This is a genomic window from Pseudonocardia petroleophila (genome assembly GCF_014235185.1).
Classification (GTDB): domain Bacteria; phylum Actinomycetota; class Actinomycetes; order Mycobacteriales; family Pseudonocardiaceae; genus Pseudonocardia; species Pseudonocardia petroleophila.
Genome location: NZ_CP060131.1, coordinates 5,701,380 through 5,716,931 on the forward strand (window position 1 = coordinate 5,701,380; position 15,552 = coordinate 5,716,931).

Consider the following 15,552-nt stretch of genomic DNA (forward strand, 5'->3'; position numbering starts at 1 on the left):
CGCACTCGCATGCGGAGCGCCAGCCGCTGACCTCGGACTCGATCCGAGCTGAGCTGCTGCCGGTCTCGGTGCCCCCGAGCAGGACGGGCACGAGGTAGCCGGTGTGGTCGTAGGCCGGCGCATACCCGGTGTCGTGCACCCAAGGCCATGTCCCTCGCCTGCGTCCGCCTCGCGGCGTCGTGTGAGCGCGCCCAGGGTCGGGCGCCGGGTGGGTGGCCGCGTGGTCGTGCCGTGGTCGGCACGTGGTCGTGCCGTGGTCGAGCTGTGGTCAGCGGCGCCCCCCGGGTGACGGCGCATCTGACGAACCCCGGGCTGCCTGGTGACCCCGTGGTCGCGGAGGCGCTGACCTGAGCCACGCACCAGCAACGCTGCAGCAGCGCCGCGACCGGACGCTCCCAACGCAACGGAGGGAGGCACATCCGGTGACGACCGCAGAAGATCAACGCCCCGGGCACGGGCAAGTCGGTGTTCGTGAACGGAGACGACGGCTGACCGTCGCCGGCGTAGCGGGCGGCGTCGGTGCGACCACGATCGCCACCGCGCTCGGCGCTGCGGACCGCGGCATCTTCGTCGGTCGAGCGGTCGACGTGCTGGTGTGCCGGGCGACCGGCGACTCGCTGATCCGGGCCGGCCGTGCCGCCCAGCTGGTCGCACAGGTGACCGGACGGCGGCCGGTGCTCGCGGTGACCGCGGCACACGCGCGCGGCCCCAGCAGGCCGGTGACCACACGCCTGCGGCTGCTGGAACCACACGCCTGCGCGGTCGTCGTGCTGCCCTACGTCCGTCGTTGGGCCGAGCTCGCCGCGCCGCTGGAGGAGGTCCGGGGGCTGCTGGTAGCCCATCCTGCCGAGCTTCCCCGCCGGTTGCGCCGATACGCCGACGCCCTGCGTGACCTCCGGGCCGCCATGGACGGCCGCTCCCCGGCCACGGCCCGCCCGGTCCCCGGGCGGGCCCCCCGGACGACCACAACACCTTCGACGATCGGAAGGACACCATGATCACGTTCCGTGCCTCGGTTCCGGACCCCGGCCCCGTCGCCCCGCCGGGATTCGCCGACCTGGCGAGCGACCTGCTCGGTTGGCTCAAATGGGGTGTGCTGGTCGCCGGCGTGCTCGGCATCCTGATCTGCGCCCTGATGCTGATCATCGGCCGCCGCAACCGGTCGGCCACCGCCTACGAGGGGCTCGTCGGGTCGGCATGGGTGATCGGCGGTCTCGCCCTCGCCTCGGTCGCGGCGCTGCTGGTCGGGGCGTTCCAACTATGAGCCGCGTCGTGGCCCTGGCGATGTGCGCGGGCGCGGTGCTCGCCGCGTCGGTCAGCTGCGCGGCGCCACCGGCGACCGAGGTGGCGGCGGACCGGGTCGTGCTCGTGGCCGTGCCCGGCGGCACCGCCGCATCGTCTCGGCGGCACGGTCCGTCCGGAGAGGACGAGGAGCGGGCGTTCGGGTTCAGCCACGACGAGGTGGGCGCGGCGATCGCCGCGACGCACATCGGGCCCCGGATCGGCCCGAGCGCGGGCGCGGCCGTCGTCGAGGCGACCCTCGACGCCCAATGCTGGGGCGACCTCGCTACCGCCCGGGCGCGGTTCGCAAGCGCGCTACCGGTCCCGGACCAGCCCGCGCGGACGGATCTGATCCCGGCCGCGATCTTCTTCCGGGTGATCGCCGGCGACGGCCAGGGCGACCACGTTGTCGTGTCCCTGCTCGCCGACACACGTCAGGCCCGCGATCGCGGCGGGTACTCACGCGTAGACGCAACGCTGCGCCGGGACGACGGCGACTGGCGCCTGCGCGTTCCCGTCCCGCGCCCGATCCTGCACCCCGACACGGCCGGATACGCCCTGTTGGGGCCCACGTCATGACCGCGCTCGCGCAGCCGCCTCCAGGGCCCGAGTGTGGCACATTCGATCTGGGCTGCCAGGCCGGGCAGGCCGTCGGCTCGGCGTTCCAGGGCATCGTCACCGAGGTCGCCAAGGGCGCCGCCGAGCTGGTGGTGTCGTCGGCGGCGTGGTGGGTGGAGACCGACAGCGTCGACCCGCTCAACCCGGCCGTGGCCGCCGCGCAGGGCGCCACCCGCGACTTGATCCTGATCATCCTGGTCGGGTCGGTGCTGGTGCAGTCGATCCGGCTGATCCTCTCCCGCAAGGGCGAACCGCTGCTCATGGTCGCGACCGGGCTGATCCGCTACGCGGTCGTGTCGGCCCTCGGGTTGGCCGTCCTGCAGATCGCGTTGCGCGCCGGCGACGCGTTGGCCACCGAGCTGCTCGACGGCGCCGCAAGCAACTTCGCCCTGCTGATGCAGGACGTCCTGGTCAACGGCGAGGGCGACGCGGTGTTCCTGGTCCTGCTGGTGTCGCTGATCGCCGCGGTGCTCTCGCTGGTGCAGTGGGTCCTCATGGCGATGCGCCAGGCCGGGCTGCTCGTGCTGGCGGCGATGCTGCCGCTGGCCGCGTCCGGGTCGTTGACCAGGTCGACCCGGGGCTGGTTGGACAAGATCCTGGTGTGGCTGATCGCGATGGTCGTCTACAAGCCCGCGGCGGCGTTCATCTACTACATCGGGTTCTCCTACCTGTCCTCGCCTAGCGCCACCGACGCGGGCAGCACCGGTACGATGATCACCGGGATCATGGTGCTGCTGCTCGCGGTGATCGCGATGCCGGTGCTGCTGAAGTTCTTCGCCTGGTCCGGCACGCAGATCGGTGGCGGGGGCGGTGGCGGGTCCGGGTTCCTGGGCGCGGTCGGCGCCGTGGCCATGACGCAGGGCTATGGCCGTGGCGCAGTCGACCGGGCGGCGGCGATGGAGGCGAACGGCCCCGGGTCCTACGCCACGTTCGGCCAGTACCCGCCCGTCGGCGGCGCCATGGCGCCCACCGGCGCCGCCCCCACGGCCGGCGGAGCCGGTGCCGGTGCGGGCGCGGCAGGCGTCGCGGCAGCGGGCGTGGCGGCAGCCGGCACGGTCGGAGCCGCCGCGGTCCGCACCGTCGCTGGAGGGATGACCGGCGGCAGCGACGGCGCCGGTGACCCACGATGAGCGCCGGTCGGGGGGCCGTTGATGACGGGCCCCGCCTCTACGGGAACTGGCGCGCCGAGCGCGGCTGGGGCATCGGGTCGCTGTCGACGACCGCGACCATCGTGCTGTTCGCCGCGGTGCTCGTGCCGCTACTGGCGGTGTCGGCGTTCCCGTCCGCGACGCTGCCGCTGCTGGGTCTGTCGGCCGCGGTGATCGGTGCGGTCCTGGTCCGGGTGGGCGGGGTCAGCCTCACCGACATCATGGTGCGCCGGGCCCGGTTCCACCGCGCCCGAGCCGCCGGATGGACCGAACTGTCGGGCGGGATCCTCACCGAGCACCCCCGCGGGACGGACCTGCCCGGCGTGCTCGCCCCGTTGCGCCCGCTCGATGTCGACGACGGCCGTGGCGGGCGCCACGCACTGTTGTGGCACCGCCGCACCGGCACGCTGACCGCGGTCCTGCGCTGCTCCCCGATCGGGCTCGACCTCGCCGACCCCGACCGCGCCGACGCCTGGGTCGCGGCCTGGGGAGCACTTTTGGCCGACCTCGGCTACCTGCCGTTGATCCGGCACCTTGCCGTCACCGTCGACACCGCCCCGACCGGCGGCGCCACCGTGCGCGACCACATCGCCTCGGCGCTCGACCCGACCGCACCCGCACTCTCGCGACGGATCATGGCCGAGCTGGCCGAGCTCACCCCTGCCACCGCCGCCGAGGCCGACGCCCGCGTCGCGATCTGCCTCGACCCAGCCCGCGCCACCCCACGCCCGACCGACCTGCTCGCCGCCGCGGTCGAGGTCAGCCGGCGGCTGCCCGCGATCGAGAACCAGCTCGCCGCCTGCGGTGTGGCCGTGCTCGGCCGTGCCTCCACCGGATGGCTGACCACCCGCATCCGCGCGGCGTTCGACCCGCACCACCGCCCTCACCTCAACCAGCCCGATGCGGTGCTCGACTGGCGCGACGCCGGACCGGTCGCCGCCCGCGAGCGCTGGGACTCCTACCGCCACGAGGGCGGGCTATCGGTCACCTGGGCGCTGCGCGAGGCGCCGCGGCAGGCCGTCGGATCCAGGGTGCTGGTACCGCTGCTCGCGCCGGGTGCGTTCCCGCGCCGCACGACCTGGCTCTATCAGCCATACCCCGCCGAGCAGGCCGCGGCGAAGGTCGAGAACGAGGTCACCTCCGGACAGGTCCGCCGTGCCTGGGCCGAACGCACCCGACGCGACGAGACCCAACGCGAACGCGACGACCGCGACCGCGCCCTGCAGTCCGCCCGCGAGGAAGCCCAGGGCGCAGGAGTCGGCCGCTTCACCCTCTACGTCACCACCACCGTTCTGCACGACGACGACCTCCCCGCCGCGATCGCCGACGTCGAGCAACGCGCCGGCCAGTCCAAGCTGCGCCTGCGCCGGCTGCGCGGTGCGCAGGCCGCCGGATTCGCTGCCTCGCTCGGCATCGGGATCGACCCCGCCGACCTGCTCGCCCACCGCCGCGGACGCTGAACGGAGAACCACATGACCAGCGCAGATCCAGTGCCCCGTTCCTGGGGGTGGCCCGTGCGCGACGGCGGCCGGGCCGGGCACGTCGAGGGCGGCAACCGGTTCGCCGGCACCACCAGCCAGATCTGCGGCCTGTTCCCGTTCGCCACCGCGTCGGGCTCCGACGTCCGCGGCGTCCCGATCGGCCGCCACCTGCACACCGCCGAACCCATCGGGCTCGACCCCGCCCACTGGCTACGCACCGGGCTGGTGTCCAACACCGGAGTGTGGGTGCAGGGCCAACCCGGCATCGGGAAGTCTTCGATCACCAAACGCATGCTCGCCGGCCTCGTCGCGTTCGGCATGCGGGCCGTCGTGCCCGGCGATGTCAAGGGCGAGTACACCCCGCTCATCACCGCGCTGGGCGGTTCGGTCTGGCACCTCGGCCGCGGGCTGCAGGCGCTCAACCCGCTCGACGCCGGACCCCTGCGCGCCGCGCTGGCCACCGCGCCCGCGACCGACCGGACCCGGCTGCAGGAGACCCTGCGCGCCCGGCGGCTGACCCTGCTCGAAGCGTTGATCACCATCGTGCGGCGCGACGAACCCGACGTCACTGAACGACGCCTGCTCGGGGCCGCGCTCGACCTCGCCGTCGACACCGCCGGAGCGCGCGAGCCGCTGATCCCCGACGTCCTCGCCGTCCTGCTCTCCGGCGCCGCGCCGCTGCTGACCATCGCCGCCACGCAGGACGATCTCGAGTTCCGTCGCACGTCGCGTTCGCTGGTCAACGCGCTCGGGCTGCTGTGCGAGGGCGCGATCCGCGGCATCTTCGACCGCCCCAGCAGCGCCCGGTTCGACCCCGACACCTGCGCCCTCTCGCTGGACATCAGCGCCCTCGACGACGATGACGACGACGTCGTTGCGGCCGCGATGCTCTGCTCCTGGGCCTGGTCGGCCGCGCTGGCCGACGCCGCTGCCTACGGCGAACGGCGCCGCAACGTCGTGCAGGTCCAGGACGAGCTGTGGCGGGCGCTACGCGTCGCCCCCGGTCTGGTGGAGCGCTCCGACCGGATCACCCGCCTGGGACGGCACCGCGGCGTCGTGTCGTTCCAGGTCACCCACTCCCTCGACGACCTCGAAGCGCTGCCCACCGAAGCCGACCGCGCCAAGGCCCGCGGCCTCGCCTCCCGCAACGGAGTGCTGCTGCTGGGCGGGATGGCCGAGAAGGAACTCGACGGGCTGCGCCGCATCACTTCCCTCAGCGAGGGCGAGGCCGCGTTGATCACCTCCTGGGCCGCGCCGCCGACCTGGCACGCCGGGCGGGTCCATCCCGGCCGCGGCAAGTACCTGATCAAGTCCGGGCAGCGAGTAGGGCTCCCGGTCGCGCTCACGCTGACCCCCAGCGAGATCGCGCTGCACGACACCGACCGCGCGTTCCGGCCCGGTGCCCGATGACCAGCCTCGGTCTGGTGCGCGAAGCCGCCGCTCCCCTACTCCCGCTTGGCGCCATCGCGGCGACGGTCCTGCTCGCGGCTGACGTGTCGGTGGCGGCCGGAGCCGCCGCCCTCGCTGGCACAGGGCACTGGACAGCGCCACCCGTCGGTCCGACCACGCTGATCGCACTGTTGAGGGGCGGCCCCAACGAGGTCCTGCCCGAGAGCGCCAGCGCGCTGGTGTTCGTCACCGCCATGGTCACGACCGTGACCCTGGAGGTGGCCGTTGCCGTAGCGGTGATGGTGCTGGTCGGCCGCGCGCGTGGATCCAGCGGGCCGCAACGATCGCTGCTCCGGGCCCGGGAGCTGGGCGACCTCACCGGACAACCCGCACGAGCCCGAGCACGGACGCTACGGCCCGACGTCGACGAACTCGGCCCGTCGGATCAGGGGCTGCGACTGCTGACCATCCAGCGCCGCGAGGTCTGGATGTCCTGGGAGGACGTCGCCCTGGTCATCATGGGCCCCCGGTCGAACAAGACCAGCGCCATCGCCGTCCCCACCGTGCTCGCAGCACCCGGCCTCGTCGTTGCGACTTCGAACAAGGCCGACCTGTGGGCGCTCACCGCAGGGATGCGCGCGAACGCCGGCCCGGTGTGGACGTTTGACCCCCAGCGCATCGCCCACACCGATCAGACCTGGTGGTGGGACCCGCTGCGGTCCATCGCCGACGCGGACCCCGCCGAACGCGTCGAGGCCGCCGCGCGTCTGGCCGCGCACTTCGTCGGCACCATCGGTGGCGAACGGCGCGACCCGTTCTTCCACGCCGCCGGAGAGCAAGTCCTCACCGCCACCCTGCTCGCCGCCGCGATCAGCGACGGCACCATGCGCGACGTCGTCGCCTGGCTGCAGCCCGGACGTCGTGACGCCATAGCCGCCCTCGACAAGGCCGGCGCCGACGCCGAGGCCGCCGACCTCGAAGCCACGCTGTCCGGAGCCGACGTCACCACCAAGGGCATCTATCAAACCGCGCGTACGGCGACCAAGGCGCTGACCTCCGAGCGGCTCATGCGCTGGATCAGCCCACCCGACACCTGGCGCGACCCACCCGTACCCGGGACGAGGACGCCCGTGGAGCTGGATCTCTGGGACCTCCTCGCCGCCGCCCGTCACGGCCGCGCCACCATGCACCTGCTGTCCAAAGAGGGCGCCGGAACCGCCGCACCGGTCGTCACCGCGCTCGTCGACCGCATCCTGGAGATCGCCGAACTCCTCGCCCAGGCCTCCGGCGGGCGTCTCGAACCGCCAGTCGTTGCGGTCCTCGACGAGGCCGCGAACATCTGCCCCATCCGCGCGCTGCCTCAGCTCTACAGCCACTACGGCTCCCGCGGCATCCAGGTCCTCACCATGTTGCAGAGCTACCAGCAAGGCGTCGGGGTCTGGGGCGAGCAGGGCATGCAGGCCCTCTGGTCCGCCGCGACGATCAAGCTCGTCGGCGCCGGCGTCGACGACCACGCGTTTCTGCAGAAGCTCTCCGGGCTGATCGGCGACCACTACGTCGAGCGGATCTCCACCAGCGTCGACCGCAGCCGTACCTCGCGGCAGTACGCGCAGGCCCGCGAACCCGTTCTCCCCGCCTCGGCCCTGCGTGCGATCACCCGCGACCACGCCGTCCTGCTCTCCACCGGCCGCCGCGTCGGGCTCGGCCGGCTGCATCCCTGGTACCGCGAGCACGACCACGCCGACATCAGCGCCTACGCAGACACCGCGCTCGCCGAACTGCGGCACGCCGCCGCGCTCGCGCTCGGGCCCGATAGCCCGATCAACCAGGCCGAAGGAGGCCGAACGTGACACCCCACGACCCGCCACCGGCGACGGACGCCCGACTGCTGGCCGAACTGTGCGCCCGCGTCCAGGCCCTGGAGGCCTGGCGCGCCCACCAGACCGACCTGCTCGACGAGCTCCTCAACGGCATCCCAGCGACCGAACAGACCCCGCCGGCGGACGACGAGGACGACGACCCCGACGAGGACGACCTCGACGTCGACGCCCTCATCGTCTGGGTGCACGACACCATCACGTCGATGATCGCCCGCCCGCTGCGCGGAGAGCTCACCTGGTGCCCGCTGTGGTGGGAACACCCCGAGGCCGTGTTCCGCCTCGAAGCCCTACGCCGAGCCTGGACCGAGTTCGCCCCCGAACCCGGCGCCGCGATGTCGATCTGGATCCGCGACCACCTCGACCCCTGCCTGCGCGAACTGCTCACCCCACTGGGCCCGTTCGCCGACTGCGTCCACAACGAGCGCTACCGCGCCCTCAGCGGACACACGCCGATCGCGACGCTGCCGACGCGGACACCCGAGTGACGGCGTGCGCGGGCCGCTCATCGCGGGCGGCGGCGTGGTCGCCAGCCTGCTCCTTCCCCTGCTGCTGATCGCCGCGCTGCTCGGCGGGCTCTCCAGCGCAGCACCGGTCCCGGCGGTGAACACCGCGGCCATCCCGCCGCTCGCCGCGCAGCATCTCGAGACCATCGCCGAGGTCACGACGACCACCTGCCCGGAGCTCCCGCCGCTGTGGGTCATTGCCCACGTCGAGGCCGAGTCAAGCTGGGATCCCACTGCCTTCAGCGCCGACCGCAACGGCGGCGCCGCCGGGCTCTACCAGCTCAACGAGGCCAACTGGACCGACGCCGGCGGCGCGCCCTGGGCAGCGACACCACCGCCGGCCGACGCCGACATCCTGCAACCCGACGAGCACCTGCGCCGCGCGATCCCGTGGGTGTGCGCCAACCTGCGCACCGCCACCGCGCACATCGACGCCAGCGGCAAACCCATCAGCGCCCTGGACGGCATGCTCGTATGCCACATCGCCGGCTGCGGCCGGCTCACCGGGTCGACCACGGGCATCCCCGCCGAGGGCGAAGCCGGTTGCGACCGATCCTGCGCCGATCTCGTCGCGACCTACATCGAGCGCGTCCACAGGCTCGTCCAGCAGTACGGCACCGCGTCAGGACCGATATCCGTCGACGACCTGCCCGTCCCAACCCCGTTTGCTGGCGTGAGCGCCGTCTGCAGCGCCACCGACCCCACGGGCGGCCGCTGCCTCACCCCGGCCACACGCCACGCCTACGACGAGATCATCCGCGTCTTCGGCCCACCTGGCCCGGGTGCACCGATCCGCTCGGCAGGCTGCTGGGACGAGCACGCGTGGAACCCCACCAGCGACCATCCGCAGGGCCGCGCCTGCGACTACTTCCCCGATGCTGTAGGCACCTTCCCACAGGGCCAGGAGCTTCAGAACGGATGGCGACTGGCCACCTGGCTCCGCACTCACGCCGCGACGCTCGAGGTCAAGTACCTGATCTGGCAGGGCCGCATCTGGGCCCCCGGCACCCCAGACAGCGACAACGCCTGGGGACGGCCCTATACCGGCGGCGGGGTCTACAACCCAGACGACGCCACCGGCGGTCATTGGGATCACGTGCACGTTTCCATCGCCAGTTAGCAGCGGGATGCCGTCCGTTAGATACTTGCCTTCCGTTGAACAAGGGTGGCAGGGAGTGCGCGTACGTGACGCAGGTGCAGGGGCAGGGATTCATCGACGGAGCCAGCCTCAGCTGGCCGGTCCCGCGCAACCGGACCGCGCCGTGATCGACTCGATCGAGGCCGTCGTGTTCGACGTCGGTGAGTGCCTCGTTGACGAGACCCGGGAGTACGGGACGTGGGCAGACTGGCTCGGCGTCCCCCGGCACACGTTCGCCGCGGTGTTCGGATCGGTGATCGCCCGTGGCCTCGACTACCGCGAGACCTTCCAGGTCTTCGCGCCCGGATTCGATCTGGCTCAGCAGCGGAAGGCCCGTGCGGAGGCGGGCAAGCCCGAGTCGTTCGACGAGCAGGACCTGTACTTCGACGTGCGGCCCGCCCTGGGTGCTCTCCGCGATGCCGGGTGCTGGGTGGGTATCGCCGGCAATCAGACGGTGCGCGCCGGCGGGATCCTCCGGTCCCTGGACCTACCGACGGACATGATCGCCACCTCCGACGACTGGGGCGTGTCGAAGCCGGACCCGGCGTTCTTCGACCACGTGATCGCCGCGGCGCCCTGCACACCCGACCGGATCCTCTACGTCGGCGACCGGCTCGACAACGACATCCGGCCGGCGGCAAGCCGTGGCCTGCGGACCGCGCTGATCCGCCGAGGCCCGTGGGGCCTGATCCAGCAGCACGACCCGGACGCCGACCGCGTACCGACCCTGCGCATCGACAGCCTGGCCGAACTCCCCGTCCTTATCGGCCCGAGATCGCGTTGAGCGTCGTGGCCCAGCCGTAGAGACGGTCGTCGAGCGCCCGGACGCAGGGTTGATCCTGCCACTGGCGCAGGGATCGCCGAACGTCCCGGATGCGGTCCATTCCGGTCTCGTACCAGGTGCGGGAGAGCTCGTCCAGCGCTGCATCCGCAGCACGACAGGCCTCCTCGACATCACCGGCGGCCACGGCGACGGCAGCCAGATCACCCAGGACGACCGAGCGCTGCTTCACATCGGCCGCCGGTAGCGCGTCGAGCACGGCGGTCAGGGTCGTCCGCGCCCGCTTGACATGCCCGGCAGCCAGCTCGGTGTTGCCCTTGAACGCCGCGAGCCGGACCGGGGTGAACCAGTTCATCCAGTCCGGCACAGGGTGCAGGCCGACGTCGACATCGACGGCCAGTTCGGCCTCGGCTCTGCTGATGAGGCCGAGCGCCGCATTCGCGTCGCCGCACCGGCTGGCACATTCCGCTTCGACGGCGTCGATCCAGGCCCGCATCAACGCGGGAGCGGTGCCTCGTCGCGCATACGCCCGTGCCGCGGCCAGACGCTCGGTCGCGCCTTCTCGGTCTCCTGCCCAGCCGGGCACGAACGCGGCGTGGCCCAGGATCGCGGCGCCGAGCAACTGGTCGTCTGCCTCGCCTGCGAACTGGAGTGCGCGGACGAACGTCTCCGCGGCGGCATCGGGGCGCCGCAGGTCGAAGAACTCGATGCGGCCCACGAGCAACGCGGACTCGGCGAGTGCGCGGGCGATCCGCTCGCGCGCAGTGCCGTCGGTCTCGCGCAGCAGCAGCGCCCCCAGCCCGACCTGCTCCGACGCCGATGCGAGCAGGCGTGCGGGATCCACTGACCAGTACATCCGGCGATGTGCGGCGGTGACGGCTACATAGTCCGCGGCGACTGATGGCAGGTGGGTTGGCCGCTGCCGCGACCCACCAGAGGCCGGACGTCGCTCTGTGGACGATCGACCCGGATCAGGTAGCGGTTCCCCGTCCGACCAGGGTGCGATGAATCCGAGTTCGTCCATCCGCAGACCGAGCACGTGCATGAGGATCTGCTGGTGGTGTGGCTGCGGCCATGGTGGATCGGCGGACTCCCACCGGCGCACCTGCCGCGGCCCGATGCTGACACCGCGCAGCCCGAGCTCGCCGGCAGCAGCGCTGAGCGCAACGGCGAGACCTTCCTGCGAGCCGAACCCGCTCGCCAATCGGGCAGCCTTGAGCAGGCGGTTCCCCGGCGGTCGCGGCACGGGCACCTCCGTCTGTTGCACCATCGAGGACTCAAGCCTACGCAACGAAGTCCGCTCGATGTCCGCTGCACGGCCTATTTCAAACACAACCTGCGGCCGATAGTGGTGCCACCTCCACAGATCGGTGACCGATGACGCCCGCCCAGCCTCCAGCCAAACCGCGTGAGCAGAGCTGCATCGCCGAGGCCGCCTTGCTGCTTGCGCACGACCACGGCGCCGCCGAACGACTCCTGGCCGCGCACCGACCGCTGCCGGACGGACGCTGTGCTGGGTGCGGCCGATCGCCGTCCCGGTGGCCGTGCGTACTGGTTGTGATCGCGGAGCAAGCTCGGAGCCTGATCGTCGACGCGCGCACCCGCCCTGCAGCGGCTTCAGTCACGACTCGAGTTGCTGCCGGTCCACGGGCGAGTTGTCCACAGCGCTCGGAGTAGATGCTTGCGGTCCCGACGATCGCTTTCCAGCCTGGGTGGATGATCCCGATCTCCGCCGCGCGAGTCGGCACCGTCATCGCCGTGGCCATCCTGCTCACGGTGGGATGGTCGCGGTTGTCGATGTCAACGGGCGATCTCGATCTGCGAACCGGATGCTCGTTCGTTGTGGCCGAGCGGATCATGGTCGGGTCCGACGTGGTGATGAACGTGCAGGCACGCGACTGTCGCAACCCGGACGGTTCCCTGTTGCTGAGCGACCAGGCTGTCGACCGGCTCGCGCAGGCTGTCTGGCAGTCGCTCGAACTCCAGGTGAACGCGATACGCGTGAAGTTGGGCGGGACGACAACGAACATCCCGAGCGAGGTACTGACTGAGCGCTTCGGCCAGGGCCCGACCGGGGTCGTGTGGCCCGTGTCTGACCCGCCCGACGAGAGCATCTGGGTCATGCTTCCGATCGGGTATCTCGCTCTCGGCGTCATGATGCTCCTGCTCGCACGGCGTCTGCGGCGTGCCGGCGTGGTGGTCGTTCTCCTTCGGCGTTGACGACTGCCGCCATCGGCACGTCGTACGGATCGACGAGCGCCCGTGGGGATCTTCCACTGTTGCCATCAGCGAGGAGCCGGGCGACGGGATCAGGGCTGGTGTCGCCGCCACGAGCGGATCACGCCGCGCAGGCCAGTAGTCCGTTCGAGGGACCCAGTCCCGTTCGCCCACGAAGTCGCGGGGGCACTGGTAAGTCTGTGACCGGCGTCACGATCCTACGGTGACCACGCGAAAACCACGGGAAAGCAACGCAACGACCACGCCCCGACCACAGCATCGACTCGACCAGGAATCGAGGGGGTCACGTGACCACATCGCCACGGATCGCGATGCTGTCGTCCATTCTCACAGCGGCTCTGCTGACCAGCTGCACTGCGACCGCGCCGCCGGTCGGTACACAGCCGAGCACGCCGTCACAGGACGCTTTGCTGGCGTATGAGCGCTACTGGTCCGTTTCCCAGGAAGCGTTCTCGGCGCCGAGCGCGCGCGACTGGACGGCGGACCTGCAGGGAGTGGCGTCGGGGTCCGCGCTGGACAGCCTCATCGATGACGTTCGCAACTATGCCGACTTCCCCGCCCACACCGAAGGGGCCGTCACCCGCTCCCCGACGGTCGGTATCGCGACGGACGATCGGGTCGAGATCGTCGACTGCGTGCAGCTCGGCGACTCGCGCCTGATCGCGGACGCCACGGGCGAGGTTCTCGACGACCTGGCCAACCGGGCGCCGCGCTACCGCTTCCGCGCCGAGGTCGTGTTGCACCGCGACGAGTGGCTCGTGGACCGCACCGAACCGGCCTTGGACGAGCTGTGTTGACCGCGACGGGGTTGGGCGTCGTGCTCCCGATGCTGTTGCTGGCAGCCGCGGGCGACCCCGAGCCGCCTGGATGCGCTGTGTCCGACAGCCACGGGCGATGCCTGGTCATCGCCGTGGACCCGGGGCGGCCAGAACGGCCGTCGAACCCGGATCGCGAGGAAGCCTCAACTCGGCCAGAGACCGACGAGGGGGTTGCCGACGACGAGGCCGGTACGCCATCGGAGCCCGAACGGCCGCGGTTGCAGGCGCTGCCGTTCGGCGACGGCGGCGGTTGGGTCCGGCAAGAGGTACCGGACCCCGCCGGCTTCCTCGACGCGCTACCAGCCGACACCGCGCCGGCAATCGACGCGGCCACGATCGCGCAGGTCCTGGCGCAGAGGGCTGTCGAGCAGTTGACCCTCGACCCGCCCGAACCACGCACCTCGGCCGACGGCCCAGGGTACGTCGGGGTGCCGGTGTGGCTGTGGATTGAAGACGGTGTCGCCTCGACCGGTCCGGTATCGGCCACGGCGACCGTCGGTGCGGCGCGGGTGACCGCGACCGGGCGGCTGTCGGCGGTGGAGTGGTCCATGGGGCCGGCCGGAGCCGACGTGCGCTGCACGGGCCCAGGGACGCCGTGGACCGGGCAGGCCGGGTCGTCGCCCGACTGCGGCTACACCTACGAACAACGCTCCCTGCCGGAGCGGACCGGCGGCGCCGGCCGGTGGACGGTGACCGCCACCAGCGTGTGGACGGTGACATGGACCGGGGTGAGCGGCGGCCTACCGGTGTCCGGTGAGGAGACCGTCCGCGTATCTGCGGAGACATCCCTGGGCGTCGGCGAGATCCAGGTACTGGTCGGAGGCGAACGATGACCGCAACAGTTGCCCGCCCGCCCGAGCAGGTCGAAGCGGCACCCCCGCGTCCGTTACGACCTCGCCGCTCGTCACGGCGTCTGCTGCTGGCCGTGACGTTGGGCGTGATCGGTGCGCTGCTCGGCGCCTACGCGTACCGCGGAGCGGTGGCGCGTGAGGGCGTCGTGGCGATGGCGCGGCCGCTCTCGTTCGGCTCCGTCGTCCAGCTCTCCGACCTGCGTGAGATCCAGCTACCGCTCGATTCGGGACTGGTCTCGGTGACATGGGACGACGTCGGCACCGTTCTGGGACAGCTCGCCGCCACCGATCTACGGGCGGGGCAGACGCTGACGCCCGACTCGGTCACGCCGAACCGAGTTCCCGCTCCCGGCGAGGCGGTCGTCGGGTTGTCGGTGGAGGCGGGGCGGGTGCCGTCCGCGGCGCTGGCGCCACGCGACGAAGTCCTGGTCATCACCGGTGCCGGAAGTCCGCCGAAACGCGCCACGGTCGTCAGGGCAGGTGATGTCGACGTGTCCGGCCGCCGCGACGTCGATGTCCTCGTGCTGCAGGCCGACGCGGAGGAGCTGGCGCTGGCGTCAGTCGACGACCGCGTGGCGATCGTGCTGCTGGGGCGGGGGTGACGACGTGCTCGTGGGACTGGTCTCGGCAAAGGGCAGCCCGGGCGTCACGACGTCAGCGCTCGCCTTGGCATCGCAGTGGCCGCGCGCTGCGCTGATGCTGGAGGCGGACCCGTTCGGCGGAGACGTCCGAGCGGGGCTCGGCAGCGGCGAGTGGCCGCCCGCCGCCGGGATCATGGAGGCGGTCGTCGACCTGCGTTCGACCGATCTGGACGTGGCTTTGGATCGGCGTGTGCACCGGCCTACCGAATACTCGCCGCCGGTGCTGGCCGGGATCGGCTGCGTCGGGCAGGCGTCGACATTGCCGTGGTCCCGGATCGGGGCGGCGTTGGCGCGACTGCCGGGGGCCGATGTCGTCGCGGACTGCGGACGGTTCGCCGTCGCGGACGGGGTGACCCCACTGCTGCGGACATGCGACGTGATCGTCCTGGTGACGGGCTCCTCGCTGCGGGCGATACGCGCGGCGTCCCGGATCGCCCCGCTGTTGCAGGAGGAACTCGACGTGCGGCCTCGGGACCCGCGGGTGTCGGTGCTCGTCGTTGTTCCGGACGCCCCCTACCCGGCCGCGGAAATCTCCGAGGCGTGCCGGCTGCCGCTGCTTGGCGAGCTGCCCGACGACCCGCGCGCCGCGGCCGTCTGGAGCGACGGAGATCGGCCGGGACGCGGCTTCACTCGCAGTCCCCTGCAACGCGGAGCCCGCAGGCTCGCGGGGGCGCTCGCGACATTCGGCGACAACCAGCGAGGTGCGGCATGACGCGAGGACTTAACGGCAAGTCCCACCACTCGGGGACCAGTAGTGCGGCCGGCCCAGCCGTGGACCACGCATC

Annotated in this window: 16 protein-coding genes; 15 read left to right on the top strand and 1 reads right to left on the bottom strand. The window is 72.0% G+C overall.

From position 1 onward, the window contains the following. The first annotated feature begins 422 nt into the window (after nt 1-422). The 10 genes from H6H00_RS27940 (at nt 423) to H6H00_RS27985 (ending at nt 10,222) form a co-directional block, all read left to right on the top strand. Nucleotides 423-998 (top strand): hypothetical protein, encoded by a 576-nt coding sequence (locus tag H6H00_RS27940; RefSeq protein ID WP_185718634.1) that lies wholly within the window; start codon nt 423-425, stop codon nt 996-998. Then, nucleotides 995-1,264 (top strand): hypothetical protein, encoded by a 270-nt coding sequence (locus H6H00_RS27945; protein ID WP_185718635.1) that lies wholly within the window; start codon nt 995-997, stop codon nt 1,262-1,264. The genes H6H00_RS27940 and H6H00_RS27945 overlap by 4 nt, the downstream gene beginning before the upstream one ends. 20 nt (nt 1,265-1,284) lie before the next feature. Next, nucleotides 1,285-1,860 (top strand): DUF8175 domain-containg protein, encoded by a 576-nt coding sequence (locus tag H6H00_RS27950; protein WP_500801832.1) that lies wholly within the window; start codon nt 1,285-1,287, stop codon nt 1,858-1,860. Continuing rightward, nucleotides 1,857-3,029, top strand: a complete 1,173-nt coding sequence (locus tag H6H00_RS27955; RefSeq protein WP_185718637.1) for a hypothetical protein — start codon at nt 1,857-1,859, stop codon at nt 3,027-3,029. The genes H6H00_RS27950 and H6H00_RS27955 overlap by 4 nt, the downstream gene beginning before the upstream one ends. Continuing rightward, complete coding sequence (locus H6H00_RS27960; RefSeq protein ID WP_185718638.1) at nt 3,026-4,507, top strand: SCO6880 family protein; 1,482 nt, start codon at nt 3,026-3,028, stop codon at nt 4,505-4,507. Before H6H00_RS27955 ends, H6H00_RS27960 begins: the two co-directional genes overlap by 4 nt. A gap of 12 nt (nt 4,508-4,519) precedes the next feature. Beyond that, nucleotides 4,520-5,938 carry a putative type IV secretion/conjugal transfer ATPase gene (locus H6H00_RS27965; protein ID WP_185718639.1) on the top strand — a complete coding sequence of 473 codons (1,419 nt, stop codon included), beginning with the start codon at nt 4,520-4,522 and terminating at the stop codon, nt 5,936-5,938. After that, nucleotides 5,935-7,767, top strand: coding sequence for a type IV secretory system conjugative DNA transfer family protein (locus H6H00_RS27970; RefSeq protein ID WP_185718640.1), 1,833 nt, complete (start codon nt 5,935-5,937; stop codon nt 7,765-7,767). The genes H6H00_RS27965 and H6H00_RS27970 overlap by 4 nt, the downstream gene beginning before the upstream one ends. Beyond that, nucleotides 7,764-8,282, top strand: a complete 519-nt coding sequence (locus tag H6H00_RS32005) for a DUF4913 domain-containing protein (RefSeq protein WP_221775685.1) — start codon at nt 7,764-7,766, stop codon at nt 8,280-8,282. Before H6H00_RS27970 ends, H6H00_RS32005 begins: the two co-directional genes overlap by 4 nt. Before the next feature lie 4 nt (nt 8,283-8,286). Next, complete coding sequence (locus tag H6H00_RS27980; protein WP_185718641.1) at nt 8,287-9,420, top strand: VldE C-terminal domain-containing protein; 1,134 nt, start codon at nt 8,287-8,289, stop codon at nt 9,418-9,420. A 142-nt stretch (nt 9,421-9,562) separates the two neighbouring features. Continuing rightward, a complete protein-coding gene (locus tag H6H00_RS27985) occupies nt 9,563-10,222 on the top strand; it encodes an HAD family hydrolase (protein ID WP_255425404.1) in 660 nt (219 codons plus the stop codon). Here the strand turns inward: H6H00_RS27985 and H6H00_RS27990 are convergent. Next, nucleotides 10,200-11,489 (bottom strand): NsdA family TPR-like regulatory protein, encoded by a 1,290-nt coding sequence (locus H6H00_RS27990; RefSeq protein WP_221775686.1) that lies wholly within the window; start codon nt 11,487-11,489, stop codon nt 10,200-10,202. The two genes, H6H00_RS27985 and H6H00_RS27990, sit on opposite strands and share 23 nt — an antisense overlap. A 446-nt stretch (nt 11,490-11,935) precedes the next feature. On the opposite strand from H6H00_RS27990, the gene H6H00_RS27995 reads away from it, so the two are divergent. The 5 genes from H6H00_RS27995 to H6H00_RS28015 all read left to right on the top strand — a co-directional run bounded on the left by H6H00_RS27995 (nt 11,936) and on the right by H6H00_RS28015 (nt 15,479). Further along, complete coding sequence (locus H6H00_RS27995; RefSeq protein ID WP_185718643.1) at nt 11,936-12,439, top strand: hypothetical protein; 504 nt, start codon at nt 11,936-11,938, stop codon at nt 12,437-12,439. 305 nt (nt 12,440-12,744) lie between these two features. Beyond that, on the top strand, nt 12,745-13,254 hold the full coding sequence (locus H6H00_RS28000; protein ID WP_185718644.1) for a hypothetical protein: 510 nt from the start codon (nt 12,745-12,747) through the stop codon (nt 13,252-13,254). A gap of 29 nt (nt 13,255-13,283) precedes the next feature. After that, the gene (locus H6H00_RS28005; RefSeq protein ID WP_185718645.1) at nt 13,284-14,108 is read left to right on the top strand and encodes a hypothetical protein; all 825 of its coding nucleotides are present in this window, start codon (nt 13,284-13,286) and stop codon (nt 14,106-14,108) included. 104 nt (nt 14,109-14,212) lie between these two features. Beyond that, complete coding sequence (locus H6H00_RS28010) at nt 14,213-14,728, top strand: SAF domain-containing protein (protein ID WP_185718646.1); 516 nt, start codon at nt 14,213-14,215, stop codon at nt 14,726-14,728. A 4-nt stretch (nt 14,729-14,732) separates the two neighbouring features. Next, the gene (locus H6H00_RS28015) at nt 14,733-15,479 is read left to right on the top strand and encodes a CpaE/TadZ family protein (protein WP_185718647.1); all 747 of its coding nucleotides are present in this window, start codon (nt 14,733-14,735) and stop codon (nt 15,477-15,479) included. Nucleotides 15,480-15,552: the final 73 nt, after the last annotated feature.